General features: G+C 60.3%; 21 protein-coding genes, 1 pseudogene and 1 other annotated feature. Of the genes and pseudogenes, 10 read left to right on the top strand and 12 right to left on the bottom strand.

Going from position 1 to position 25,527, the window contains the following annotated elements; all coding sequences use genetic code 11:
• The 3 genes and pseudogenes from ACPYOI_RS03375 to ACPYOI_RS03365 form a co-directional block, all read left to right on the top strand.
• Window positions 1–2,191: RNA degradosome polyphosphate kinase (locus ACPYOI_RS03375; protein WP_481422536.1), on the top strand; the 2,191-nt coding region annotated here is incomplete at its 5' end.
• Between the two features lie 12 nt (window positions 2,192–2,203).
• Window positions 2,204–3,727, top strand: coding sequence for an exopolyphosphatase (ppx, locus tag ACPYOI_RS03370; protein ID WP_481417134.1), 1,524 nt, complete (start codon window positions 2,204–2,206; stop codon window positions 3,725–3,727).
• A 140-nt stretch (window positions 3,728–3,867) separates the two neighbouring features.
• Window positions 3,868–4,737, top strand: a pseudogene (locus ACPYOI_RS03365) (aldo/keto reductase family oxidoreductase); the annotation flags it as partial.
• Between the two features lie 64 nt (window positions 4,738–4,801).
• Here the strand turns inward: ACPYOI_RS03365 and ACPYOI_RS03360 are convergent.
• The 5 genes from ACPYOI_RS03360 to ACPYOI_RS03340 form a co-directional block, all read right to left on the bottom strand.
• Window positions 4,802–6,160 (bottom strand): esterase-like activity of phytase family protein, encoded by a 1,359-nt coding sequence (locus ACPYOI_RS03360; RefSeq protein WP_481417132.1) that lies wholly within the window; start codon window positions 6,158–6,160, stop codon window positions 4,802–4,804.
• A 45-nt stretch (window positions 6,161–6,205) separates the two neighbouring features.
• Window positions 6,206–7,279: an adenylate/guanylate cyclase domain-containing protein gene (locus ACPYOI_RS03355; RefSeq protein ID WP_481417131.1), complete on the bottom strand. Its 1,074-nt coding sequence runs from the start codon at window positions 7,277–7,279 to the stop codon at window positions 6,206–6,208.
• Between the two features lie 91 nt (window positions 7,280–7,370).
• Complete coding sequence (gene rnd / locus ACPYOI_RS03350) at window positions 7,371–8,516, bottom strand: ribonuclease D (protein WP_168829114.1); 1,146 nt, start codon at window positions 8,514–8,516, stop codon at window positions 7,371–7,373.
• An 88-nt stretch (window positions 8,517–8,604) separates the two neighbouring features.
• Window positions 8,605–8,730: a hypothetical protein gene (locus tag ACPYOI_RS03345; protein WP_481417130.1), complete on the bottom strand. Its 126-nt coding sequence runs from the start codon at window positions 8,728–8,730 to the stop codon at window positions 8,605–8,607.
• A gap of 283 nt (window positions 8,731–9,013) precedes the next feature.
• Complete coding sequence (locus ACPYOI_RS03340; protein WP_481417129.1) at window positions 9,014–10,405, bottom strand: multicopper oxidase family protein; 1,392 nt, start codon at window positions 10,403–10,405, stop codon at window positions 9,014–9,016.
• A 255-nt stretch (window positions 10,406–10,660) separates the two neighbouring features.
• Here ACPYOI_RS03340 and aspS point away from each other — a divergent pair, with 255 nt between their 5' ends.
• Together aspS and ACPYOI_RS03330 are read left to right on the top strand one after the other, a co-directional pair.
• Window positions 10,661–12,451 carry an aspartate--tRNA ligase gene (gene aspS / locus ACPYOI_RS03335; RefSeq protein ID WP_481417128.1) on the top strand — a complete coding sequence of 597 codons (1,791 nt, stop codon included), beginning with the start codon at window positions 10,661–10,663 and terminating at the stop codon, window positions 12,449–12,451.
• A 95-nt stretch (window positions 12,452–12,546) separates the two neighbouring features.
• Window positions 12,547–12,602 (top strand) — a sequence feature (sul1 is cis-regulatory element that is thought to sense ions involved in sulfur or methionine metabolism; They are found in Alphaproteobacteria).
• A gap of 67 nt (window positions 12,603–12,669) precedes the next feature.
• Window positions 12,670–14,157: a SulP family inorganic anion transporter gene (locus ACPYOI_RS03330; protein WP_481422535.1), complete on the top strand. Its 1,488-nt coding sequence runs from the start codon at window positions 12,670–12,672 to the stop codon at window positions 14,155–14,157.
• Between the two features lie 47 nt (window positions 14,158–14,204).
• Here the strand turns inward: ACPYOI_RS03330 and ACPYOI_RS03325 are convergent, their stop codons facing one another.
• Window positions 14,205–15,392, bottom strand: a complete 1,188-nt coding sequence (locus ACPYOI_RS03325; RefSeq protein ID WP_481417126.1) for a YdgA family protein — start codon at window positions 15,390–15,392, stop codon at window positions 14,205–14,207.
• A 221-nt stretch (window positions 15,393–15,613) separates the two neighbouring features.
• Here ACPYOI_RS03325 and parC point away from each other — a divergent pair, with 221 nt between their 5' ends.
• Entirely contained in the window at window positions 15,614–17,869 is a 2,256-nt protein-coding gene (parC, locus tag ACPYOI_RS03320; RefSeq protein ID WP_481417125.1) for a DNA topoisomerase IV subunit A, read from the top strand.
• 155 nt (window positions 17,870–18,024) lie between these two features.
• Window positions 18,025–18,480: an SRPBCC family protein gene (locus tag ACPYOI_RS03315; protein ID WP_168829120.1), complete on the top strand. Its 456-nt coding sequence runs from the start codon at window positions 18,025–18,027 to the stop codon at window positions 18,478–18,480.
• Here ACPYOI_RS03315 and ACPYOI_RS03310 read toward each other — a convergent pair.
• The 6 genes from ACPYOI_RS03310 to hemB all read right to left on the bottom strand — a co-directional run bounded on the left by ACPYOI_RS03310 (window position 18,469) and on the right by hemB (window position 22,513).
• The gene (locus ACPYOI_RS03310; RefSeq protein ID WP_481417124.1) at window positions 18,469–18,861 is read right to left on the bottom strand and encodes a type II toxin-antitoxin system death-on-curing family toxin; all 393 of its coding nucleotides are present in this window, start codon (window positions 18,859–18,861) and stop codon (window positions 18,469–18,471) included. The genes ACPYOI_RS03315 and ACPYOI_RS03310 overlap by 12 nt on opposite strands.
• A complete protein-coding gene (locus ACPYOI_RS03305; RefSeq protein WP_481417123.1) occupies window positions 18,858–19,079 on the bottom strand; it encodes an AbrB/MazE/SpoVT family DNA-binding domain-containing protein in 222 nt (73 codons plus the stop codon). Before ACPYOI_RS03305 ends, ACPYOI_RS03310 begins: the two co-directional genes overlap by 4 nt.
• Before the next feature lie 60 nt (window positions 19,080–19,139).
• Window positions 19,140–20,024, bottom strand: a complete 885-nt coding sequence (locus ACPYOI_RS03300) for a DMT family transporter (protein ID WP_481422534.1) — start codon at window positions 20,022–20,024, stop codon at window positions 19,140–19,142.
• Window positions 20,025–20,801: an arginyltransferase gene (locus tag ACPYOI_RS03295; RefSeq protein ID WP_168829124.1), complete on the bottom strand. Its 777-nt coding sequence runs from the start codon at window positions 20,799–20,801 to the stop codon at window positions 20,025–20,027.
• Window positions 20,802–20,970: 169 nt separating this feature from the next.
• Complete coding sequence (locus tag ACPYOI_RS03290) at window positions 20,971–21,429, bottom strand: RDD family protein (protein ID WP_481417121.1); 459 nt, start codon at window positions 21,427–21,429, stop codon at window positions 20,971–20,973.
• 70 nt (window positions 21,430–21,499) lie between these two features.
• Entirely contained in the window at window positions 21,500–22,513 is a 1,014-nt protein-coding gene (hemB, locus tag ACPYOI_RS03285) for a porphobilinogen synthase (protein WP_481417120.1), read from the bottom strand.
• Between the two features lie 126 nt (window positions 22,514–22,639).
• Here hemB and ACPYOI_RS03280 point away from each other — a divergent pair, with 126 nt between their 5' ends.
• The 3 genes from ACPYOI_RS03280 to ACPYOI_RS03270 all read left to right on the top strand — a co-directional run bounded on the left by ACPYOI_RS03280 (window position 22,640) and on the right by ACPYOI_RS03270 (window position 25,491).
• Window positions 22,640–23,077: a DUF6163 family protein gene (locus tag ACPYOI_RS03280; protein ID WP_481417119.1), complete on the top strand. Its 438-nt coding sequence runs from the start codon at window positions 22,640–22,642 to the stop codon at window positions 23,075–23,077.
• Window positions 23,078–23,208: 131 nt separating this feature from the next.
• A complete protein-coding gene (gene ldtR / locus ACPYOI_RS03275) occupies window positions 23,209–23,724 on the top strand; it encodes a transcriptional regulator LdtR (RefSeq protein ID WP_168829128.1) in 516 nt (171 codons plus the stop codon).
• A 462-nt stretch (window positions 23,725–24,186) separates the two neighbouring features.
• Entirely contained in the window at window positions 24,187–25,491 is a 1,305-nt protein-coding gene (locus tag ACPYOI_RS03270; protein WP_168829130.1) for a L,D-transpeptidase family protein, read from the top strand.
• Window positions 25,492–25,527: the final 36 nt, after the last annotated feature.

Genomic DNA, 25,527 nt, shown 5'->3' with positions numbered 1-25,527 from the left:
TGCAGAGCATCAGGAATCCCTTCCTCCAACACCGGCCGTCGTCCCTTCGCTGGAAGAGCTGCTGAGCAGTCCTGAACGCTTCATCAACCGCGAATTCTCCTGGCTGCAGTTCAACCGCCGTGTTCTTGAGGAAACCCTGAACACCGAGCATCCGCTGCTCGAACGCGTCCGCTTCCTGTCGATTTCGGCCGCCAACCTCGACGAGTTCTTCATGGTGCGCGTCGCGGGCCTCGAGGGCCAGGTCCGCCAGAACATCGCCATCCGTACGCCGGACGGCAAGACGCCTGCCGAACAGCTCGATGCCATTTTGCGGGAGATCGACAATCTGCAAATGGAGCAGCAGGCTTCGCTCGCCGTTCTGCAGCAGTATCTCGCGAAGGAAGACATTCTGTTCGTACGCCCCGGCGCTCTCAGCGACGCCGACCGGCAGTGGCTGGCGGCAGAGTTCGAACAGGCGATCTTTCCGGTCCTGACGCCGCTCTCGATCGACCCGGCCCACCCGTTCCCCTTCATTCCCAATCTCGGCTTCTCGATCGGTCTGCAGCTTACCAGCAAGCATGGCCGTGAGCCGATGACGGCGCTGCTGCGCCTGCCGCCAGCCTTGGACCGTTTCGTGCGCCTGCCGGATGACGGAGGGACGATCCGCTACATCACGCTGGAAGACGTGGCGAACATCTTCATCCACCGCCTCTACCCCGGCTACGAGGTGCAGGGCTCGGGTACGTTCCGCATCATCCGCGACAGCGATATCGAAGTGGAGGAAGAGGCCGAAGACCTCGTGCGCTTCTTCGAAACCGCACTCAAGCGCCGGCGCCGCGGCAAGGTGATCCGCATCGAAACGGATTCCGAAATGCCCGCGTCGCTGCGCCATTTCGTGGTGCAGGCGATGAACGTGCCGGACAATCGCGTTGCCGTTCTGCCTGGCCTGCTCGCGCTCAACACGCTTTCGGAAATCACCAAGGCGCCGCGCGACGATCTTCGATTTCCACCCTACAATGCGCGATTTCCCGAGCGCGTCCGCGAGCATGCCGGAGACTGCTTCGCCGCAATCCGCGAGAAGGACATGGTGGTTCACCACCCCTACGAGTCTTTCGACGTGGTGGTCCAGTTTCTTCTCCAGGCTGCGCGCGATCCTGACGTTCTGGCGATAAAGCAGACGCTTTACCGCACGTCCAATGACAGCCCGATCGTCCGCGCGCTGATCGACGCCGCCGAATCCGGCAAGTCGGTGACTGCCCTTGTCGAGCTCAAGGCCCGTTTCGACGAAGAGGCGAACATCCGCTGGGCGCGCGACCTCGAGCGTGCCGGCGTGCAGGTCGTCTTCGGCTTCATCGAACTCAAGACACATGCAAAGATGTCGCTGGTCGTCCGCCGCGAGGAGGGCAGGCTCCGCAGCTATTGCCACCTCGGCACCGGCAACTATCATCCGATCACCGCGAAGATCTACACCGACCTTTCCTTCTTCACCTGCAATCCGGTGATCGCCCACGATATGGCGAACATCTTCAACTTCATCACCGGCTACGGCGAGCCGGAAGAAAGCATGAAGCTCGCGGTTTCGCCCTACACGCTGCGCGACCGCATTCTTCGTCACATCGACGAGGAGATCGCGCATGCCAAGAACGGAGCTCCTGCCGCCATCTGGATGAAGATGAACGCGCTCGTCGACCCGGAAATCATCGACGCGCTCTATACGGCAAGCCGTGCCGGTGTGGAGATCGATCTTGTCGTTCGCGGCATCTGTTGCCTGCGGCCGCAAGTACCGGGCCTGTCGGACAATATTCGCGTCAAGTCGATCGTCGGCCGCTTCCTGGAGCACAGCCGCATCTTCTGCTTCGGCAATGGGCACGGGCTGCCGTCGGACAAGGCGCTCGTTTATATCGGCTCCGCCGACATGATGCCGAGAAACCTCGACCGCCGCGTCGAAACGCTTGTTCCGCTCACCAATCCGACTGTCCACGAGCAGGTTTTGTCCCAGATCATGCTCGGCAACATCATTGACAATCAGCAGAGCTACGAGATATTGCCCGACGGCACGTCTCGGCGCATGGAAGTGCGCAAGGGCGAAGAGCCGTTCAACGCGCAGCAGTATTTCATGACCAACCCCAGCCTGTCCGGCCGCGGTGAAGCCTTGAAATCCAGCGCTCCAAAGCTGATTGCCAGTCTGCTTTCCGGCTGGACCAAGAGATAAAACTGGACCTGCATGGTTGAATCAGAAGCCCAGGGGCGCCTTCCAGGAATAGCCCCGGTCTCCGTCATCGATATCGGGTCGAACTCGGTCCGCTTGGTCGTTTACGAAGGCCTTGCCCGGTCGCCGACGATCCTTTTCAACGAAAAGGTGCTTTGCGGCCTTGGGAAAGGCATCGCATTGACCGGCAAGATGGATGAAGGAAGCGTCGCCCGCGCGCTGGCCGCTCTCCACCGCTTCAAGGCTCTGTCTGCGCAGGCGCGCGCCTCGACCATGTACGTGCTTGCAACGGCCGCCGCGCGCGAAGCCTCCAACGGCCCCGATTTCATTCACAAGGCCGAAACGATCCTCCAACGCAAGATCCGGGTCTTGTCCGGAGGGGAGGAGGCCAAGTTCTCCGCGCTCGGTGTCGTCAGCGGCTTCTACCATCCGGACGGTATTGCCGGCGATCTCGGCGGCGGCTCGCTGGAGCTCATCGACATCAATGAGCGCAAGATCGGCGAAGGGATTACCTTGCCGCTCGGGGGCTTGCGCCTCTCGGAATATGCTGGCGGCTCTCTCGCCAAAGCCCATACTTTTGCCCGCAAGCATGTTCGAAGCGCTGCGAAAATTCTGGAAAACGGCGCCGGCCGAACGTTTTACGCCGTTGGCGGGACATGGCGTAACATCGCCAAGCTTCACATGGAAATGACGCAGTACCCACTGCATATGATGCAGGGTTACGAGGTCTCTCTCGAGGCGATGATGACATTCCTCGAGCAGGTCGAAGTGGCAAGGGATTCCAAGGACCCGGCATTCCAGGCGGTTTCGAAGCACCGCCGCACGCTTCTCCCCTTCGGTGCCGTAGCCATGAAGGAAGTGCTGGGTGCGATGAAGCCCGCCATCATTTCCTTCTCCGCGCAGGGCGTGCGCGAAGGCTATCTCTATTCGTTGCTCTCGGAAGGCGAGCGCCGCGCCGATCCGCTGCTTTCGGCTGCCTCCGAGCTGGCGATCCTCCGGGCCCGCTCGCCCGAGCATGCGCGGGAGCTTGCGGAGTGGACCGGCTATGCAATGCCGTATTTCGGCATCACGGAAACCGACGAAGAAGCGCGCTACCGCCAGGCAGCTTGCCTCCTCGCCGACATCAGCTGGCGCGCGCATCCGGATTACCGTGGCCTGCAGGCGTTGAACCTCATCGCTCACTCCTCTTTCGTCGGCATCAGTCATCCCGGCCGAGCCTTTATCGCGTTGGCCAATTACCATCGTTTCGAGGGGCTCAACGATGACGGATCCACTGCGCCGCTTGCCAGGATTGCCGGTCCGCAATTCGCCGAGCGCGCCAAGCTTCTCGGTGGCATCCTGCGTGTCGTCTATCTCTTCTCGGCATCGATGCCGGGCGTGGTGAAGAACCTGACATTCCGCAAATCGTTCGATCCGGAAATCGACCTCGAACTCGTCGTGCCGTCGGAATACCAAGACTTCGCCGGAGAGCGCCTCGACGGTCGCATGCAGCAGCTCTCGAGGCTCACGAACAAGCGGCTGGCTTTCTGCTTCGAGTAAGGGCGTCGCGATCTGGCGTGCTTCTTTGCCGGAAGTCATTGTCCGGAAATCCGGACAGCCCGTGCGGATTGTCTCCAGTTATCGAAGATGCCGCCGTGGCCTATTTTGCGTCGTCTTGAAACGGAGATAGATCATGTCCTCTCGAAAAGTCGGGTGCATTCACTCTTGGCGACCGCGCCGTAAAACGGCTCGGGTACGGTGCAATGCAGCTTGCCGGCAAGGCCGTCTTCGGCCCGCCAAAGGATCGCGCCGAGGCGGTCGCGGTGTTGCGCGAAGCGGTCGAAAGCGGCGTCAATCACATCGACACCAGCGATTTCTACGGGCCCCACATCACCAACCAGATCATCAAGGAAGCCTTACATCCCTATAAGGACGATCTGGTGATCGTCACCAAGGTAGGGGCAACGCGCGGGGCGGACGCCTCCTGGAACCCCGCCTTTTCGAAAGAGGCGCTGACCCAGGCGATCCATGACAACCTCAAGAACCTCGGCCTCGACATCATCGAGGTGGTCAATCTGCGCGCGATGTTCGACGTCCACGGACCGGCGGAAGGTTCTCTTGAGGAGCCGCTGACCGTTCTCGCCGATCTTCAGCGTCAGGGGCTTGTCAAACACATTGGCCTGTCGAACGTCACCGCCAAACAGATCGCCGACGGACGAAAGATCACGGCGATCGTCTGCGTTCAGAACCAGTACAACCTTGCCCATCGCGAAGACGATGCGCTGATCCAGCAGCTTGCCGGGGAGGGGACGGCTTATGTACCATTCTTCCCGCTCGGCGGCTTCTCGCCGCTACAGTCTTCCACGCTTTCGGATGTCGCAGCCGAACTCGGTGCAACGCCAATGCAGGTTGCTCTTGCGTGGCTGCTGCAACGCGCGTCGAACATCCTGCTGATCCCGGGCACCTCGTCGCGCGGGCATCTGAGGGAAAATCTTGCGGTCGCCGACATCACTCTGCCGGCCGACGCCGTGAGGAAGCTCGACGGCATTGCCTCGGCGAAGGCTGCCTGACGGCGCCTCAAACGAAAGGGCGCCCGGCTTTCGCCGGACGCCCTTTATTTTTTCAGAACACGAATTACTTCGCGTTCAGGAAGTCGCCCACTTCGAGCAGGCTGAACTCGTTGTCATCCGCCTTGTCGACTGCGCGGCCGGCCGAGAAAGGCAGGTTGTTGTCGTTGCCGATGATGATGTGTGTGGCATCGACGCGGTCGACGTTTTCGATCGTCACGAACGGCATGTCGTAGATACCGTCCTTGTTTCCGGCCTTCTTCTTGTTGTCCGGATCCTTGATGTTCAGGAGATCGATGTAGCCGATCTTGCGCACGGCCTTGCCGGCGTTGGTATCGTTGAACTCGATCTTGTAGACGCGCTTGAGCTCGGCCGGAGCCTCGAAGCAATCCGGCTTCGGCTGCTTCGGATCAGCGCAGGCCTTGTCCTTCGTGCCGGCGCCGTTGTCACGCTCGATGACGAGGGCAGTCGTGGCATCCAGCATGTTGAAGTCGCCGATCGAAACGCCCTTGTCCTCGAAAGGATAGAGCCAGCTGCGGCCTGTCCATTTCTTGGATGCGACATCGAATTCGATGACGCGGATGGCGGTGTGGCCGTCAACGGATTCCATCTTGCCGTCGTCCTGGTAGAGCGCGCCTTCGAGCAGGCCGTACAGCTTGCTGCCATCCTTCGACATGGCAAGCCCCTCGAAGCCGCCGGAGCGCTTCAGGTTGAAGACGGGGTTCTTCGCAGTCGGGTTGGCCGGCAGCTGGATCAGTGCGTTGTCCGGCGAGACGACTGGCTTGCCGTCGACCGTTGTCGGGATGACGTCGGTCAGCTGGCCCTTGGTATCAAATTTCAGAAGATAAGGGCCGAACTCATCGCCGAGCCAGAATCCGTCGGCGACCGGCTGAACGGATTCGATGTCGAAGTCCGCGCCGGTGAGGTAGCGCGTGTCGGTGCCTTCCATGACGATCGGGAAGGGAGCAATCTTGTTCGGATCGGAGAGGAAGAGGTTCTGCACGACTTCAGCCTTGTTCGCCGCCCAGTCGAACTTCATCTGGTGCAGGAAGAGCATGGAGTCGGACGAGGTAAATTTCGAGCCGAAGCCGTTGTCGGAAAGCGTCCAGAAAGTCCCGTCTTCCATCATCTTGATACCGGAGAAGCCCTGAACCGGCTGGCCATCGAGCGGCAGTTTGATGTCGGTGACGCGGGCGCCGTCCTTACCCGGGACGCTACCGAGAGCTTCGGTGCGTTTGCGATCCGGCGTCGTGAACTTGCCGGAAGTCTTCAGGAAGGCCGGAGCGTCGGCCGGAGCGGCGACGATGGTGTTGGCGGGCAAGATCGCCTGGCCGGCAAGCGTTGCGGTGAACTCCTGCTGGTCCGCGGAGGCGGAAGTGGCAATCAGAAGCAATAGGGAAACGGAAGCGTAAAGTGCTGTTTTCATGGAGACCCCCATCAAATGAGTTGGCGGTCCCGATTAGCAGTCCATTCATATCGCCGAATTGAAGGTTGAATGAAGCTTTGGTGACGCTCCCGATGCGGGCAGAGCCCGGGCCAGCGCCATGACGCCCAGTCCCTGGCCCCGGCCCTTGAGAGCGTGGACGCCGAGATCTTCGACGTTGATCATTTCGGGCAGAGTGAGGCGCTGTGCAAGCTCGCTCGAAATCAGCACGGGCCGGTTCAGTGTCTTGCAGAGACCTTCCAGCCGGGCGGTCGTATTCACCGTATCGCCGAAATAGGTGATCTTGTGGTGGTCGACACCGATTTCCGCCGTGATGACGAACCCGCCGTGAAGCGCGGCCCGCAGGCGGGGCACCTGCCCATACTGCTTCAGCCAGCTTGCCGCATCGGCCTCGACGGCAGTCAGGATGTCGAAGACGCAGCGCACGCACCGGCCATCCTTCAAGCCGCGCGCGAGCGGCCACGTAATGATGGCGGCATCCCCAACATAATCATCGATAGAGCCGCCGTGGCGACGCACGGGCTCCGCGAAGGTTGCAAACAACGCGCCGAGGAACTGTTGCGCCCGCAGGTCGCCATGTTTTTCGGCAAAGGGGGTCGAATCGATGAGGTCGATGAAGAGGAAAATGCGCTCCTCCTTGACCGGATTCCGGTAGCGGCTGGACAGCATGCTGAGGAAGACGTCGCGCCCCAGCAGCTCACGCACGCGCAATACGAAAATGATGACGGCGCAGACCGCCAGCGCGTAGATGAAGACCTTGAAGGGCATGATCAGAATGTGGCTCGGCGGCGCGGGCTCGAGCAAGCCGAGCCACGAGAGGAGCGTGCCGGCAAGCGCGTAACCGATGCTCATCATGATCTCGTAGATCACGAGACCGGAAATGATGAAGGCGAGTGTCGGAAGTCTCTGAATGCGCCGGTAGAGGCCGCGAAGAAAGACCCTCCGCTCGAATAAAAGGATCGGCATGCCCATGAGTAGCGCGAAGATCGCGCCGATGACCGGTGTTTCCTCCAGGAAGAAGATGCGGCCGTAAAGGACGCCGCTCGCAGCCATCACAACCGCGATGAGCAGCCAGTTCTGCGCTGGAAAAATCTCTCTCATGGCATCCGGCCTGCTTTGACGTTCACCCGCATTTTTCCACGCAAGCCGTTTCGGTCAAGCGATTTCGCGGCGGTTCAGAGGCCGGTAGCCATCAAAGCGAAACGGTATCGACCTTCTTGCCGGCGAAACGGAGCGCAATTTCGCCCTTGATGAGTTGCAGCGCGGGCGCGCCGAACAGCTCGCGGCGCCAGCCGTGGAGGGCTGCGACCTCCGCTTTCTCGCCTTCCGCCGCAATCTTGTCGAGGTCTTCGCTGTTGGCGATGACCTTCGGCGCAACGCCGTGTTTTTCGGAGATCAGCTTGAGCAGGACCTTGAGCAGCTCGACCGCGGCGGCAGCACCTTCCGGCGCCTGCGTGTGGCGCGGCACATGCGGCATTTCGGCCTTCGGCAGGGCAAGGGCCGTGTTGACGGCTTCGAGAACCGCGCCGCCCGCGGCGGAACGCTCCCAACCCTTTGGAATCGTCCGAAGTCGGCTCAGCGCCTCGGCATCTTTCGGCTGCTGCTGGGCAATCTCATAGATCGCATCGTCCTTCAGGACGCGGGAACGCGGCACGTTGCGAGAGCGCGCCTCGCGTTCGCGCCAGGCGGCGACATATTTGAGGATTGCGAGTTCCTGCGGCTTGCGCAGCCGCATCTTCAAGCGCTGCCATGCATCGTCCGGATGCAGGTCGTAGGTTTCGCGCGCTTCGAGAATGTCCATCTCTTCGGAGAGCCAGGACGAACGGCCTTCGCGTTCGAGCTCGGCCTTGAGATAGAGATAGGCGTCGCGCAGATGCGTGACATCAGCCAGCGCATAATCGAGCTGTTTTTCGGAAAGTGGCCGGCGGCTCCAGTCCGTGAAGCGCGATGATTTGTCGATCTGCACGCCTTTCGTCCTGCCGACGAGCTGGTCGTATGACACGCTGTCGCCGAAACCGCAGACCATGGCGGCAACCTGCGTGTCGAAGATCGGATGCGGGATCAGCCCGCCGCGATGGAAAATGATCTCGATGTCCTGACGCGCCGCATGGAAGACCTTGAGCACATTCGGATTGGCCATCAGCTCGAAGAAGGGTGCGAGATCGATGCCCTTCGCCAACGGATCGACAAGGACTTCCGTCGTCGGGCTGGCCATCTGTATCAGGCAAAGCTCCGGCCAGAATGTCGTCTCGCGCAGGAATTCGGTGTCGATTGTAATAAATTCAGACTTGGCCAGCTCTTTGCAGGCGGCCGCCAAATCGGCGGTTGTTTCGATCATGTCAATTCATTCGCAAGGAAAGGTCGATTAACCTTCCTTCTCCTTTACGCAGGATATGTCAATACGTTGAGGGCGGTTGAGCAGGCGCTTATTCGCCGGGATGTATCTTGTGTTTCCGCTGTCGCTCGTTTCGCGTGGCGTAAAGCGCTACGATGCCCAGCAGCAGGCCGCCGGCCGGCACAATCAGAAAATTGATGAACTGATCAATCGTCATGCCGCAAGCCTTTCAGGACTTTCCTTGCCATGAAATGTAATGCACAGGATGCGCAAAGACAACTTACCGCTGCGACGCCAGTTACTAAGGGAGAGCCTACGACGCCATTCAAGCTCGCTACGGTCGGAGCAAATGAACCGACTGCGAAAACGGCAATGGCGATACCGTTCATATAGTTCGCGGTAAGTTTCGTTCTCTCGTTGTGGATGAGGCTCATTACGTGATCGCTGAAAATTGGGCTATGAGCTATCACGTACAATCTAGGCGTTCAGTGGGCAACTCCTCAAACAACCCGAATATAGCTCGTCATTCCGGTCTTCTGGTGCTCGATGATGTGGCAATGCAGCAGCCAGTCTCCCGGATTGTCGGCCACGAAGGCGAGCTGCACCTTTTCGTCGGGCTGAATGAGATAGGTATCCGAGACGAGTGGCATGACGTCGCGCGTCGAGGACGAAATGACGGTGAAGCTCATGCCGTGCAGATGGATCGGGTGCAGATGTGGCGTCACGTTTTCGAGCTGGAAGATATAGCTCTTGCCAAGCTTCAGTTCGGCGAGAGGGGCGGTCGGATCGGGCGTGTCCCCCGGCCAGGGAACCTTGTTGATCGCCCAGAAGCTGTAGCCGAGGGTGCCGCAGATGCTGTCGGCGGGCGCGCTTTCCGCCGTCGCGCTAAGCACCAGCGGGATCCATTCCGCGGACGACAAATCGGCTTGCGGGACCGGGTTTGCGGCCAGCGGTCCAAGATCGAGCGCATCGCGTTTCAGCGTTTGTCCAACAGCGCGCAGGCTGGCGATCGTCTTTGGCGTGGTCCCGCGGATGTCTTCCAATGTTGCGACCGCTCCCTCACCGTCCGGCATCCTCACGGCAAGCTCCAGCCGCTGTCCGGGGCCGATCTGCAGGAGTTCGAGCGGAAAGCGCTTCGGCACTGGATTGCCGTCGATCGCAATCACCGTCGCGGCGGCCCCTGCCATCTTCAAAGAGAAGATGCGCGTTACGTCGGTTATTGCGATCCGCAGGCGGATCAGCCCACCGGCTGGCGCATCATATTGCGGTTCCCGCTGCCAGTTCGCGGTGCGCACCGTCCCGTATGTGCCCGTCTTTGCCGCGTCGCGCGGGCGGAAAGGCGCGATGAACTGGCCGTCGCCGCCAAGCCGCCAGTCGCGCAGGTTGAGCACGATTTCCGCGTCGAAGACCGGGTCCGCAGGATCCTCCACGACGATAACCCCCGTCATGCCGTGGCCCATCTGCGTCAGCGTATTGCAATGCGGATGGTACCAGAAGGTGCCGGCGTCGGGCGGCGTGAAGGCGTAGTCGAAGCTGTCGTCGGTATAGACATAAGGCTGCGTCATGAATGGCACGCCGTCCATCTCGTTGTCGATGCGCAGCCCGTGCCAGTGGATCGTCGTCGGTTCGTCCAGGCTGTTGGTCAGCCGTGCCGCAAACGGCTTGCCGCGCTGCATGCGCAAGACCGGCGGCATGCCTTGGTCGCCCCAGGTCATGATGTCCTTCGTCGGGCCCGCGTCGGTGAGCGAGGCCTCGGTCTTCACCGCCTTCAGCACTTGTGGCTGCTGTCCCGCTCCGGCCAAACCGAATTTGCCTGCGGCGCCTATCCCGATGCCATAAGCGCCAGCAACGGCGGACGCCTTCAGCAGATTGCGACGGGTGAGAAGGGGCATGGGGGCACTCCGGTCATGGTGGTGGCGCCATCTTTAAAGTTGACTGCGGATTTCATCAATAAGGAAGCGAAGACCAAACTGCCGCACTTGCCTTTACCCGGGGCTCGGAATAAACCACCCCAAAGTGGCAGTCCCTGCGGCCCAAGCCTTGACAAATCAGACCGTCCATGCGCTTTTCCGCCCGATTTTCTTGTCGGCGCTTGAGGGTCATTTTTGCCCTTGCAGCCGTCTCAGCAGATACCGGGAATTGAAATAATGCATCGCTATCGCAGCCACACATGCGCCGCCCTCCGCAAGTCGGACGTCGGCTCTACCGCCCGCATTTCCGGCTGGGTCCACCGCGTTCGCGACCATGGCGGCGTTCTCTTCATCGACCTACGCGATCACTACGGCATCACACAGGTCGTCGCCGATCCGGATTCGCCCGCTTTCAAGATGGCCGAAACCGTGCGCGGCGAATGGGTCCTCCGCATCGACGGTCTTGTGAAGGCTCGCACGGAAGACACCATCAACAAGGCAATGGCGACCGGCGAAATCGAGCTCTACGCGCAGGAGATCGAGGTTCTTTCCGCTGCCAAGGAGCTGCCGCTGCCGGTCTTCGGCGAACCCGACTATCCGGAAGATGTCCGCCTCAAGTACCGCTTCCTCGATCTTCGCCGCGAGACGCTGCACAAGAACATCGTTACGCGCACGAAGATCATCCGCGACATGCGCAACCGCATGGAAGACGTTGGCTTCACCGAATATTCGACGCCGATCCTGACGGCCTCCTCGCCGGAAGGCGCGCGCGACTTCCTCGTCCCGAGCCGCATCCACCCCGGCAGTTTCTATGCCCTGCCGCAGGCCCCGCAGCAGTACAAGCAGCTGCTGATGGTCGCCGGTTTCGACCGTTACTTCCAGATCGCGCCCTGCTTCCGCGACGAAGACCCGCGCGCCGATCGCCTGCCGGGCGAATTCTACCAGCTCGACCTCGAAATGAGCTTCGTCGAGCAGGAAGATGTCTGGAACACGATGGAGCCGGTCATCCGCGGCATCTTCGAAGAATTCGCCGAAGGCAAGCCGGTCACCCAGACGTTCCGCCGCATCCCCTATGATGACGCGGTCCGCATGTATGGTTCCGACAAGCCGGACCTGCGCAACCCGATCGTCATGGAACAGGTGACCGAGCACTTCGCCGGCTCCGGCTTCAAGGTCTTCGCCAACATGATCGCGTCCAACCCGAAGGTTGAGATCTGGGCGATCCCGGCAAAGACCGGCGGCAGCCGCGCCTTCTGCGACCGCATGAACGCCTGGGCGCAGAGCCAGGGTCAGCCCGGCCTCGGCTATATCTTCTGGCGCAAGGAAGGTGACAAGCTCGAAGGCGCCGGCCCGTTGGCGAAGAACATCGGCGAAGAGCGCACGGATGCGGTCCGCACCCAGCTCGGTCTCGGTGATGGCGACGCCTGCTTCTTCGTCGCCGGCGAGCCGGACAAGTTCTACAAGTTCGCAGGCGAAGCCCGCAACCGCGCTGCCGACGAGCTGAACCTCATCGACCGCGACCGTTTCGAACTCTGCTGGATCGTCGACTTCCCGTTCTTCGAATGGAATGAAGACGAGAAGCGGGTCGACTTCGCGCACAACCCGTTCTCGATGCCGCAGGGCGGCCTCGATGCGCTGGCGAACCAGGATCCGCTGACGATCAAGGCCTTCCAGTACGACATGGTTTGCAACGGCTTCGAAATCGCCTCGGGCTCGATCCGTAACCAGTCGCCGGAACTGATGGTGAAGGCCTTCGAAAAGGTCGGCCTCAGCCATGCGGACGTCGAAGAGCGCTTCGGCGGCCTTTACCGCGCCTTCCAGTATGGCGCACCGCCGCATGGCGGCATGGCTGCCGGCATCGACCGCATCGTCATGCTCCTCGTCGGCGCGAAGAACCTGCGCGAGATTTCGCTGTTTCCGATGAACCAGCAGGCAGAGGACCTGCTAATGGGCGCTCCCACGCCTGCGACGCCGACGCAGTTGCGCGAACTGGCGATCCGCCCGATCCCGCCGGTCAAGAAGGACTGAGGTCCTCGTCAGGACAGATTGAAAAGCCCGGCATCGCTGCCGGGCTTTTTCATGTTGCAACGACAAAACGCTGCAACTATACGTCTCGCATTCGCCCCGGACCCGGTGAAACTCCGGGTGGCTCTTCTGGCCGCCGATCCGCCAGACAACGCACAACATTTCTCCCTATGTTGAGCCGGATTCAGTCCGGTTGCGCTGAACCTTGTGAAAAATCTGATATGAGCAAACTCTCCGCTTACAGGCGCGAATGGTTCTCGAACATTCGCGGCGACATTCTGTCCGGCATCGTCGTGGCTCTTGCCCTCATCCCGGAAGCTATTGGCTTCTCTGTGATTGCAGGCGTCGATCCGAAAATAGGTCTCTTTGCCTCCGTCGCCATTGCCTGCGTCTCGGCGATCGTCGGTGGACGTCCTGGCATGATTTCCGCAGCTACGGCTGCGACCGCGGTCCTCATGGGATCGCTCGTCCGAGAGCATGGCCTGCAATATCTCTTCGCTGCCACGATCCTGATGGGCGTCTTGCAGTTGATCGCCGGAATGCTGAAGCTGGGCCGTCTGATGCGGTTCGTATCGCGCTCGGTCATGACGGGCTTCGTCAATTCTCTCGCGATCCTGATCTTCATGGCGCAGCTGCCGGAACTCATCGGCATGCCGCAGACAACCTATGTGATGATCGCGGTTGCGCTCGCGATCATCTACCTTTTTCCTTACGTGACGAAAGTCATCCCGTCACCGCTGGTCGCAATTGCGGTACTGACCGCGGTAACCATCTCGTTGGGTCTCGATGTCCGCACCGTAAGCGATCTTGGCGAACTGCTGACGAGCCTGCCGGTGTTCACCATCCCGCAGGTGCCGCTGACCTTCGAAACGCTCCGGATCATTTTCCCTTATTCTATCGGCCTCGCTGCCGTCGGCCTGCTGGAGTCGCTGCTGACCGCCCAGATCGTGGACGACATGACCCATACGCAGAGCAACAAGAGCCAGGAGTGCTTTGGGCAGGGCGCCAGCAACATCGCCTCCGCCCTGATCGGCGGCATGGGCGGCTGCGCCATGATCGGTCAGTCGGGCATCAACATTGCCTCAGGTGGACGCGGCCGCCTTTCGACCTTCGTTGCCGGTGCCTTCCTTCTCGTTCTGCTTCTCGTGCTCGACGACATCCTGCGCGTCGTTCCCATGGCGGCGCTTGTGGCGATCATGATCATGGTTTCGATCGGAACATTTTCCTGGCGCTCCATTCTCGACGTTCGCCGGAACCCGCCGTCATCTTCATTCGTGATGCTCGCAACTGTCGTAACGGTAGTCGCCACGCATGACCTTTCGAAGGGCGTGCTTGTCGGCGTTCTGCTGTCGGGTGTCTTCTTCGCGGGCAAGGTTGCCGGCCTTTTCCACGTTCACTCCGCTCTGACCGCAGATGGAAGCGCACGGACATACTCGGTCGATGGACAGGTGTTTTTCGCGTCGGCGGAGAGCTTCTCGATGTCCTTCGATTTCGAGGAACCGGTCAAGACAGTGACGATCGACGTCAGCAGAGCGCACTTCTGGGATATCACTGCAGTGGGCGCTTTGGACAAGGTTGTCCTGAGATACCGCCGCAAGGGAATCGATGTCGATGTCAAAGGGCTCAATGCGGCGAGCGCGCACATGCTTGATCGCTTTGCGCTTCATGACAAGCAGGGAGCTGCTGCCGTCTCCGGTGCGTCCCATTGAACAGAAAGCCCGGCAGCGATGCCGGGCTTACTTTTGAACTTCGAACCCTACTGGTTGGCCGTCACCTTCACGCCGAGGACGTTGGGCAGCGTGTCCGGTGCGCCCATTGCCGCGCCCATGATGGTCGGGAAGGGGACCGGCTGCGCCGGAGAAGCGCTGACGACGAAGTTTTTCGGATCGTCGAGATAGGTATTGATCGCTGCCGAGATCGCATTCTGCAGTTCGGGGATATTGAGCTGCGCCAGAGCGATCGGTGCCATTGCCTTCAGCGCGTCCGCCATCTGCTTTGCCGATATGTTTTGCTGGGCACCTGCATATTCGAGGGCACGCTTGGTGATCGAAGCATCGTCGAAGCGGATTTCGGCGCCGCTGAATGAAAGCTGCTGCATGAGGCCGAGCATGGCGAGCCCGAGCGCCTGCTGCGCTTCTTCCTTGTTCGGATTCGTCTCGGACGCCTTGGCCGCTTCGCGCAGAGAATTCACGAAGGGCAGGGTGTAGCCGGAGATTTTGAGGGCAAGGTTCAGGCGGCCGATATTGGTGAAATCAAACGTGAGTTCTGAGATGTCGATCGCTCCCGGAGCGAGGTCCCACGCGCCTTTCACGGTGACATCGCCGTTGACGTGCTGGAGGGCGAGCTTCTCGATCGCTTCCTTCGCCTGCGGATCCGGCGCATCGCTGAGATCTGCCTTCATGCCTTTGAACGCGCCGTCGAAGTCGAAGCCGGATTCATCCTCGCGCAGCGTGAGGTTCATCTTTGTGTCGCCGATGGAGAAGGCTTCCTTGCCGTCCTTGACGACCTTGACCGGGCCGATGTGAGCGGTCTCGTAGAGCAGCATCGAGTCGAGCCCTTGGCCGTTCGCATCGGCCGGGATGGAGATGCCGCCGATCGTCAGTTCGGATGCGGTGATCGTCGCGCCGTCTTGGGCCGCGTTGATGTCCGGGAACTTGGCTTCCTCGACGTAATAGCCGCCGTCCTCGTCCTCTTCGACGCCGGTGAGCGCGATATCGCCGATCGTGAAGGCCTCGCCGCCATTCGGCTTAAAGCTGGCATTCTTCAAGGTCATGGTCGTATCATCGACATCAATGCCTTCGGCAGCGATCGTTCCGCCCTCGGCGCTATAGGCGGCATTCAACTTCTTCAGAAGATCCTGTCCGTCGAGCGCGAACGCGGAGCCGGCGAGCGACAGAAATGCGGCGCCAGACAGCATCAGCCGGGTGGTCCGGAAAAAAGTCATCGATAAATCCTTTGGTGGCGGTTGGGAGTGCAGCGAAGTTACTACGGATCGAACGCGGTTTATATTTGCAGGTCTCTAAAATTCTGTTGAAGGGAACAGCAACCGAAGTCCAAATTGAAAGCAATGCTTGTCGCTTTTTTTGCTCGCCTTCCGTTACGTCATCCACAGGCCAGCCCCCTTGATTCCTTGCCGTGAAGCGTCTTCTGGGCTAGGCAGAGCCTATGGGACAAGAGATTTTGCCGCCCTCCGGCGGGGATGACGACAATATTCAACCGGTTGATCTGAAGGCCGCGCTCGAAGAGCGTTACTTGGCCTATGCACTTTCGACCATCATGCACCGCGCGCTTCCGGACGTGCGCGATGGTCTGAAGCCCGTTCATCGCCGCATCATCCACGCCATGAGCGAGATGGGCATACGGCCAAACGCGGCCTTCAAGAAATGCGCCCGCATCGTGGGTGACGTCATCGGTAAGTTCCACCCGCATGGCGACCAGTCTGTCTACGATGCGCTGGTGCGTCTCGCGCAGGATTTCTCCCAGCGTTATCCGCTCGTCGACGGGCAGGGCAACTTCGGCAATATCGACGGCGATAATGCCGCCGCCTACCGCTATACGGAAGCACGCATGACCGACGTCACGGCGCTGCTCCTCGAAGGCATCGAACAGGACGCCGTCGACTTCCGCCTGACCTACAACGAGGAAGACCAGGAGCCGACGGTTCTGCCGGGCTCTTTCCCCAACCTTCTCGCGAACGGCTCCTCCGGTATCGCCGTCGGCATGGCGACGTCCATTCCCTCGCACAACGCGCACGAACTTTGCGATGCGGCGCTGCATCTGATCAAGCATCCCGATGCCACCGTCGAAAAGCTGGTCGAGTTCGTTCCGGGGCCTGACTTCCCGACGGGCGGTATTATCATCGACAGCCGCGAGAGCATCGTCGAAAGCTACCGCACCGGCCGCGGTGGCTTCCGGGTGCGCGCCAAATGGCAGATCGAGGATCTGGGCCGTGGCGGCTACCAGATCGTCGTCACCGAAATTCCCTTCCAGGTGCAAAAGTCGCGGCTCATCGAAAAGATCGCCGAGCTGTTGATTGCCCGCAAGCTGCCGCTGCTCGAGGATATCCGCGACGAGTCCGCCGAAGACGTTCGCGTCGTGCTCGTGCCGAAGAGCCGCAGCGTCGATCCGACGATCCTGATGGAATCGATGTTCAAGCTGACGGAGCTCGAGAGCCGCTTCCCCTTGAACATGAACGTTCTGTCGATGGGGCGCATCCCGCGCGTCATGGCGCTGAACGAGGTGCTGAAGGAATGGCTCGATCACCGCCGGGAGGTCCTGCAGCGCCGTTCGCGTTTCCGCCTTGCGGCGATCGACCGGCGCCTCGAAATCCTCGGCGGCTTGCTGATCGCCTATCTGAACATCGACGAGGTGATCCGCATCATCCGCGAGGAGGACGAGCCCAAGCCGGTGATGGTGGCACGCTGGGGGCTGACGGACAATCAAGTCGAGGCGATCCTCAATATGCGGCTGCGCTCCCTGCGCAGGCTCGAAGAGTTCGAAATCCGCACCGAGTTCGATGAGCTGACCAAGGAGAAGGCAGGCATCGAGGCGCTGCTCGCCTCCGATGAAAAGCAGTGGCAGACGGTTGCCTGGGAAATCGGCGAGGTAAAGAAGAAGTTCGCCAAGGCGACCGAGCTCGGTCGCCGCCGCACGCAGTTCGCCGAGGCGCCCGAGGCTGACGAGCAAGCCATTCAGCATGCGATGATCGAGAAGGAGCCGATCACCGTTGTGGTCTCCGAAAAGGGTTGGATCCGTGCGCTGAAGGGCCACATCTCCGACACCGCAAGCCTGACATTCAAGGAAGGCGATGCATTGAAGATCGCCTTCCCGGCACAGACGACGGACAAGATCCTTGTCCTCACGACTGGCGGCAAGGTCTTTACGCTCGGCGGCGACAAGCTGCCCGGCGGGCGCGGTCACGGCGAGCCTCTGCGCATCATGGTCGACATGGATAACGATCAGGATGTGCTGACGGCCTTCGTTCATGATCCGGCGCGCAAGCAGCTGATCGTCTCGACCGCCGGCAACGGCTTTGTGGTGGCGGAATCGGAAATGGCCGCCAACACCCGCAAGGGCAAGCAGATCATGAATGTTTCCATGCCTGACGAGACCAAGCTTGTCGTTCCCGTCAGCGGCGATCACCTCGCCGTCGTCGGCGAAAACCGCAAGATGCTGGTCTTCCCGCTGGCGCAGGTCCCGGAGATGGCTCGCGGCAAGGGAGTGCGTCTGCAGCGCTACAAGGACGGCGGTATTTCCGACGTCCGCTCCTTCGCGATTGCCGAGGGCCTCGTCTGGGAAGACAGCGCGGGCCGCACATTCACGAAAAACAAGGAAGAGCTCACCGAGTGGCTGGCCGACCGCGCTTCGGCGGGCCGCACCGTCCCCAAGGGCTTCCCGCGCAGCGGCAAATTCAACGGCTGACTGCAATAACAAATTGGCGATCCACTCTTGGCGAGCGGATCGCATCCTCTATCTCACCCCTGTTACCAAAAAAGAGGGATAGGTTCATTCCGAAGGCGGCTGGAATGACGTCGGGCATTGCTTTGCGAGCATTGCCCCCACAGGGAGGAGCATCAATGTCTTGCAATACCATCAAGCTGCACGTCGACCATACCTACAATGCCCCGCCTTCGGTCATCTACGACGCGTGGCTTAACCCGCAGGTCGCCAAGCGCTTTCTTTTCGCCACGGAGCAAGGACACGTTGTCCGCGCCGAAATCAACCCGCGTGTCGGCGGGCGCTTCCTTATCGTTGACCGGCGCCTCACCGGCGATGCCTGTCATTCGGGGATATTCCTGGAGCTTCGTCGGCCGAGACACATAGCCTTCAGCTTTTCCGCCGAGGAGCACGACCACAATGCCGACCGCGTCGACATCAAGATCGAACCGCTCGGAGAGGGCAGTCGGCTGACGCTGGCTCACGAAATGTGCGCGGAATGGGCATCCTTCGAAGAGAAAACCCGTCAGGGCTGGAAGAATGTGATGCTAGGCTTGGAACGCGTGCTGGAACAGACGAACCGCCTAGCCAGCTAAAGGCACGCTGAAATCACGCAGAAAGCGGGTAGCGCCTTCTTCATCGATCTCTCCGGCGGCCACCGAGAGGACGAAGGCCACAATCTGTGCGTTTTCGGCTTCAATAAGATAGCCGTTTACATACAGGAAGGTGAACGCCGCGAGGTAGCCAGTACGTTTGTTGCCATCGATAAAAGGATGGTTTCGTACAATGCCGTTAAGATATGCAGCGGCGAGGACAAAGATGTCGTCCTCGCCGTAGGCGGCTTTGTTGAGCGGCCGAGCGAGACCGGTTTCCAAGGCATTGGCGTCGCGTAACCCGGCCAACCCGCCGTGTTCGGCGAGTTGCTCATCATGGATTTTTTCGATTGCGTCGCGACTGAGCCATTTCAAACGGGTCATTTGGCGAGTTCGCGCAGCGCAACCCGATACTTCTCCATGCCAATTCGGGCAGCGCGTAGCTGTTCTGCCAGGTCCGGAGACTCCGGAATCAACTGAATGCTGCCATCGCTTTCGCGAAGTTCTAGACTATCGCCGCTACTCAACCCAAGCCGCTGCAATACTTCCTTCGGAATAATGACGCCTTCGGAATTGCCGATCTTGCGGATGGTGATGTTCATTGTCTTATCCCTCGTGATAACGGCGTTATAACATGAAGGCTTAAGGGCGGCAAGCCGCGCCTATTGCGTTGCCGGCCGAAGGCTGCCTCCACGGGCTCTCCACAGCGAATGCGTCATGATCGCTGCGATCAAAATCGCGCCGCCGACGAGCGTCATCGTCGCTGGCGCTTCGGCGAAGATGAACCAGACCCAGATCGGCGCGAGCACGGTCTCCAGCAGATAGAACATGCCGACCTCGGGCGCGGAGAGGTAGCGCGGGCCTGTTGCCAGACACCAGAAGGCCACAGGCATCACGATGGCGCCATTGAAGATGATCCAGGCAGGGTGGTCGACCGAAATGCCGGCAGGCAAGGCCATCCCGAAGCCGAGGGTCGCCGGAAAGATTGCAGCAAGAAGCGGCACGAAGCCCATGTCACACCGTGAGGCGCGGCCGACGGTGATTGCCGAGGCAAGGATAAGGGCGCTCAGCAGCGCCATCGCGTCGCCAAGGATATGCCCGCTCGATATGCCGTCATGGACGATCAGCCCCACGCCGAAAATCATGGCAGCCATCGTCAACAAGGTGGAAACCGGCGGCCGTTCCTTGAGGAAGATCCAGGAAAGCAGAGCCCCGAACATCGGATTGAAGGCGACGATGAAGACGACGTTGGCCGTTGCCGTATTGAAGACCGACAGCAGGAAAGTCAGAGTCGACAGACCATAGAGCAACCCGGCAACGATGCCGTGCCGGCCGGGGATCAGGACGGGCCATTTCCCGCGAAAAATCCGGATCGCTGCGACGATAAGCAGAGTCACCAGAACTGTGGCGATGCTGCGAAGGCCGAGGATCGACCACATGTCTCCGTGCGCAAGACGCACGAGCGGAATGTCCATGGAAAGAGCCAAGCCGCCGACGGCCGTCAGGGCGAGACCCTTCCGATGATCGGAAAGGGCAGGGAGAAACATTTAGTCGTGCGTACTTTCGGACAGCGAGGCGGGATCGAAACGTTCCCAGCCGCGCGGGGTCAGGTGTTCCTGCGGCTGGAAGCGCGTCTTGTAGTCCATTTTGCGCGATCCCTGAACCCAGTAACCGAGATAGACATGTGGAAGACCGAGCGCTTGCGTCCGTTTTACGTGGTCGAGGATCATGAAGGTGCCAAGCGAGCGCTTGTCATATTGCGGATTGAAATAGGAATAGACCATGGAGAGGCCGTCGCTCATCGAATCGGTCAGAGCGGCAGCCAGGAGTTCGCCCCGCGGACGGGCCTCGAGGCCCGAGCCTTCTTCCCGTCTGCGGTATTCAATGATCCTGGTGTTCACATGCGTATCTTCCACCATGATCGCATAGTCGAGCACCGTCATATCGGACATGCCGCCTTGCTGGTGGCGGTAGTCGAGATAGCGGCGGAAGAGAGAGTATTGCTCGCTGGACGGCTGCGCCGGAAATTCGGTGGCGATGATGTCGGCATTGGCCGCCAGCACGCGCTTCATCGACTTTGTCGGCTGGAACTCCTGGGCGAGGATACGCACGGAGACGCAGGCGCGGCAGGCTTCGCAGGCAGGACGATAGGCGATGTTCTGCGAACGGCGGAAGCCGCCTTGCGTGAGGATGTCGTTCATTTCGGCAGCACGCGGGCCGACGAGATGTGTGAAAACCTTCCGCTCCATCTCATGCGGCAAATACGGGCATGCAGCCGGAGCAGTCAGATAAAACTGCGGTGATGGCGAGACCTGCGTATTCATCTGCCGGAAAGGTGCCCCTTTGCGCTGTCTTCCTTATAACAGCATGACCTAAGAATAAAAAACGTCAACAGCGCGGCTAAACTGTCTTCGCTATCCGTTTTCCATTCTTGTTGATATGGCATCGCCAACCGGACAGCAAAGACCGGTGGCGGACTATATTGCGCGGCTCTCAGGCGGTGCGTACCGTAACCGTCCCGACGAGGAGGTCGTGGATCAGGCGGCTGCGTTCGATGAAGAGACCGGCAAGCAGAATGAGCGGCGTCAGTACCGAGTTCAGGATCCAGAACAGCGCCAGATGCACGATCGCTGTGAGGAAATCCATCGGCCGTCCATCGACGCGGACGATCGCGATACCCATAGCTCGCATGCCTAGCGAAGCCTGGCTTGGCCCGCCGACCGTCAGGCCGAAGTAGAGACCGGCAACCAGCACGAAGAGCGCCGGATAGAGCAGAAAGCCCAAGCCGAATGTCAGGATGGAGAGGAAAAACAGCACCACTGCGGCAGGAATGCAGAGCAGCAGGACGATGATGTAGTCGAGAATGAATGCAAAAACCCGTCGGCTGAGCGTGCCGCTGTAGGCGCGCCAGTCCTCCGGTGCAGCATAGAGCGGGTTCGGGTTGATGCTCATCGAGGTCTCCTTCGGAAAAACGATGCCAAAGATATGGTATCGGCGGCCGGAGATACAATAATGTGTGAATTCACCGCTTGGCGAGCTGTCTGGCGACCTCGATCGCGAAATAGGTCAGGATCCCGTCGCAGCCTGCGCGCTTGAAGGCCAGCAGCGTTTCCATCATCACCCGTTCACCATCGATCCAGCCATTCATGGCCGCAGCCTTGATCTGGGTGTATTCGCCGGAAACCTGATAGGCGAAGGTCGGAAGGCCGAAGGCCTCCTTCATCCGCCAACAGATATCGAGATAGGGCAGGCCGGGCTTGACCATGAGCATGTCGGCGCCTTCCTCGACATCGAGAGCGGCGTCGCGGATCGCCTCGGTGCCGTTGGCGGGGTCGATGTAATAGGTCTTCTTGTCGCCCTTCAGCAGGCCGCCGGTCGAAATCGCCTCGCGATAGGGGCCATAAAAGGCCGATGCGAATTTCGTCGCATAACTCATGATGCCGACATTCTGATGCCCTGCGGCGTCGAGCGCCCGGCGGATGGCGCCGATCCGCCCGTCCATCATTTCCGAGGGCGAGATGATGTCGGAACCGGCATCGGCCTGCATGACGGCAGCACGCGCCACCTGATCGACCGTCTCGTCATTGACGATCTCGCCGCCGCGCAGAATGCCGTCATGCCCGTGGCTGGTGAAGGGGTCGAGGGCGACATCGGTGATCACGCCGATGTCAGGCACGTGCTTCTTCAGTGCGATCGTCGCCTGGTTGATGAGGTTGTTGGCTTCGAGACTGTTGGAGCCGGTTTCGTCGCGCAGCGCCATCTCGATGTTCGGGAAGGTTGCGATCGCCGGTACGCCGAGATCGGCCGCTTCCTTGGCCGCTTCGACCAGCTTGTCGACGCTCACGCGGTTGACGCCGGGCATGGCCGGGATCGGCTCGACGATGCCGGAGCCGGGGACCACGAAGACCGGCCATATCAGGTCGTCCACCGTCAAACGATTTTCTTGCACCAGCCGGCGCGTCCAATCCGCCTTGCGGTTTCGCCGCATGCGGCGGTGTCCGGTGATTTCGTCGACGAGATGGGTCTTGTCCTGCATTGTCTTTGGTCCCTGACCATTCTATTTCTCGGTGCGCTCATTATCACGACAGCCTGGAAAACCAAACCGGGCGATTGGCCGCGGGCGACAAGCCGCTGGCCCAACTGGAAACCTAACGTCTGCGCCATGGAACATGATTCTCCGACAATGCCGAAGCGGACGCTAACGGACATTCTCTTCATCCTCTTCCTGAGGCTGGTCGCGATCTCCTGCTTCTGTCTCGGCCTGCAATACTGGGCGATGCTCGTTGGCTATTCGCTGGCCGGGGCAGGGCGCTTCGATCTGCTGAGCCTTCCGTGGAAGGTCGCGGCCACCAGCCTTGCCGTTCTCTTCCCCGTCGCGGCGCTCGGTCTCTGGCTGACGGTTTCCTGGGGCCCCGTTCTCTGGGTGCTCGCAGCCGGTGGGCAGATCCTGATGTACGGCATGCTTCCCGAGACCTTCGGCGCCAACAGACTCATCATCCTACTGCATGGCGTGGTTGCGCTTCTCTACCTGGTTTTCCGCCTTGTGCTCTGGCTGGAAAATCGCCGCCACCGCCGCCAGGTAAGCGTTGATTTACCCTGATACAACGCGGGGTTTCCGGTAAGGTGCTGTTAAGCCTGCAGTTTAAGTAGAATTTTATTTGTATTCGATAGGGTCTCACTCAAGGCGGGAAGAAAACCAACACCGCCAAACAAAACAGTGAGGCAGTCATCATGAATACGAAAATCAAGCCGCAGGCGGCATCGAACTTCCGTGACCAGCAGGACCAGGACATCCGTGATCTTTACATGGAATCCCTTCATCTGGTTGAACGTCTTCACCGCCGCCTTCTGGATGTCATCAAGGACGAGTTCGACCGTCAGGGCCGCAGCGACGTCAATGCGATCCAGGCACTGCTCCTTTTCAACATCGGCAATTCCGAGCTGACCGCAGGCGAGCTGCGCTCGCGTGGCTATTATCTCGGCTCGAACGTTTCCTACAACGTCAAGAAGCTTGTCGACCTTGGTTTCATCAATCACCAGCGCTCGCGCATCGACCGCCGCTCCGTCCGCATCAGCCTGACGGACACCGGCGCCGAGATCGCCGAAACGGTCGCTAGGCTCTACGAGCGCCACATCACCTCGATCGACAAGGTCGGCGGCATCGGCACCGACGAGTTCACCCAGATGAACAAGCTCCTGCAGCGCCTCGACCGCTTCTGGAACGACAGCATCATGTACCGCCTCTAGGGCGAAGACCTCCTCCGAAGACCTCCTCCAGGGTCTAAGAAAACCGGATGCGTCCCTGCGCGTCCGGTTTTGTCCGTTCGGGGTAGGCGTGTCATCTTTGCAACGCATCGCAGCCAAGCGTTGTCGCCCGTATCCAGGCCGCTTTTTAGCCGCTATTGACCAGCACGGTTCGACGATCGATATGGCTTTGTCCGTGCGGCTCACCTGCCGGCGTTTGTCAATACGGGGCGTCATGCGACACGAATCGGCCATATTGGTGTGAGAGCGGAATGCACCGTAAGCGGCGCTTTCCGGCACAGTAATTCAGGGTAGTCCGCGCTTCCGGCTCGCAATCTTGTGATGTCCGGACGCGCAAAAATGGTGACGTGCCGAAAAACGGAATGATACTGGACTGCGTTGCGACGCAGTGAATCGCAAACCCGCGGTTTTCCTTTCAGGCTGCGGCATTCAGTGGTTGGGAATATGTCGAAGAAGAATGGTATTGAAGCTCTCTCGCGCCGCGCTTTTCTAGCGTCTGCAGCAACCGTCGGAGCCAGCGCAATCGCCGCCCCGGCTTTTGCGCAGTCGGCGCTCGATGCGCTGATCAACGCACCGCGCCGCGGCGATTGGGACGACCAGTTCGACGCCAAGGCGGCATCGCGTACGGCGGCCGCTGTTGTTTCCAATACGCCGATCCTCAGCCCGCAGGCAGTTCCGAGCATCCAGCAGGGGATTATGCAGTATCAGCAGATCGCCTCCGCCGGCGGCTGGCCTCAGGTCAATCCCGGCGAGCAGCGTCTGCAGCTCGGCGTGACGGATCCTTCTGTCCAGGCCCTGCGCCAGCGCCTGGCCATCACCGGCGACCTTCCGCAGGAAGCCGGCATGTCTTCCGCCTTCGATTCCTATGTTGACGGCGCGGTCAAGCGCTTCCAGGCCCGTCATGGCTTGCCTGCCGATGGCGTCATTGGCGAATTCACCCTGAAGGCGTTGAATATTCCTGTCGAGGTGCGCCTGCAGCAGCTGAATACCAACCTGATCCGCATGCAGACCTTCCCGGAAGATCTCGGCCGCCGCCACGTCATGGTCAACATTCCCGCCGCCTATGTCGAGGCAGTCGAGGACGGCAGCGTGGCGACGCGTCATGCGGCCATCGTCGGCCGTATCACCCGCCCCACGCACATCATCAACTCGAAGATCTACGAGGTCATCCTCAATCCTTACTGGACGGCACCGCGCTCGATCATCGAGAAGGACATCGTGCCGCTGATGCGCAAGGACCCGACCTATCTCGAGCGCAACAACATTCGTCTCCTGGACGGCAAGGGCAACGAAGTGGCGCCGGAAACGATCGATTGGAACGCTGAAAAGGCTCCGAACCTGATGTTTCGTCAGGACCCTGGCAAGAACAATGCCATGGCCTCCACGAAGATCAATTTCCACAACCCGAACAACGAGTACATGCACGACACGCCGGAGCAGGGCCTGTTCAACAAGCTGATGCGCTTCGATAGTTCGGGCTGCGTCCGCGTCCAGAACGTCCGCGACCTTTCGAACTGGCTGTTGCGCGAAACCCCCGGCTGGTCGCGTCAGCAGATGGAACAGGTCATCGCAAGCCGGGTCAACACGCCGATTACGCTTGCCGAGGAAGTGCCGGTCTATTTCGTCTACATCTCCGCCTGGGGCATGCCGGACGGTATCGTTCAGTTCCGCGACGACATCTATCATCTCGACGGCAACGACGAGCTCGCCCTCGACACGACCCAGGGCATGGAGCAGCCGGTACAATAAGATAGGCGGCTTACTGCAATCTTTTGAAGACCGCGC

It is taken from the genome of Rhizobium sp. SVR5-2C, from assembly GCF_056755115.1.
Note: the sequence above shows the minus strand (reverse complement) of the source record. Positions and strands in the feature narration are given on the sequence as shown.